The organism is Pseudosporangium ferrugineum (assembly GCF_003002065.1).
Classification (GTDB): Bacteria; Actinomycetota; Actinomycetes; order Mycobacteriales; family Micromonosporaceae; genus Actinoplanes; species Actinoplanes ferrugineus_A.
In genome coordinates, this window is sequence record NZ_PVZG01000092.1 from 1 (window position 1) to 1,021 (window position 1,021).

Genomic DNA, 1,021 nt, shown 5'->3' on the forward strand with positions numbered 1-1,021 from the left:
GGACGATTCAAATAACCCCGCGCCACACCCAAACCAGCCACATACAACTCACCAGAAACACCCGGAGGAACCGGCAACAAACCCGAATCCAGCACATACACCCGCGTGTTATCCATCGGACACCCGATGGGAACCGGACTCGAATTCCTAACCGCTTCCCTCGCATTCGCGAACGTCGCGAACGTCGTCGTCTCCGTAGGCCCGTAGCCGTTGAAGACAGACAGATCGGGGGAAGCGTTTAATGTGGCATTGATACGTTCGGCGGAAACTGCTTCGCCCCCGGTCCATACTTGCTGCAGGTTGGTGAAACAGGTGGGATCGGCGTCCACGACAGCATTGAACACGGCCGTCGTGAGCCATAGGTGTGTCAGTGTGTATTCGCTGACGTATCGCCGGACGGTTGCAGCATCCAACGGACGTTCGCCGGCCACCACGACCGTTCCGCCATTAGCCAGCGGAGCCCAGAGCTCGAACGTAGAAGCATCGAATGACTGCCGGGAATGGAACAACGCGACGATTGAGGTTTCCCCTCGCCAACAAGAGTCTCGCGCAAAGGAACACACGTTGCCGTGAGTCACCGCAATGCCTTTGGGCCTGCCGGAAGATCCGGATGTGAACATCACGTACGCAAGAGCGTCGGAACCAATCGACCTCGCCGGACCGGATACGTTCTCCTGCCCAATCCCGTCAGAAACAGTAAGAACGGCCGGACATCTATCCGCGATGCTCTCAGGCACCTCACGGTCAGTAATAGCTGCCACCGGCGCCAGATCATCAACCATCTCGCGTAAGCGCAGAGCCGGCTCGTCAACATCGACCGGCACATACACCCCACCTGCCTTCAAAACCGCGAGGCAAGCGACGACATACTCAGCAGAACGATCCATGCACAGCAGAACCCGCCCCTCGGGGCCGACACCGTGTGTGATCAGTGCCCAGGCCAGCTGGTTGGCCTGCTCGTTGAGCTGTGCATAGCTGAGCTGCTGGTCCTCGAAGACCACCGCGGTGGCCTGCGGGCGCT

The 1,021-nt window shown here is 59.4% G+C and carries 1 protein-coding gene; it reads right to left on the reverse strand.

Annotation, left to right across the window (positions count from 1 at the left end; genetic code table 11):
* A partial coding sequence (locus CLV70_RS38890) for an AMP-binding protein (protein ID WP_146164374.1) occupies positions 1-1,021 on the reverse strand: 1,021 nt, incomplete at both ends.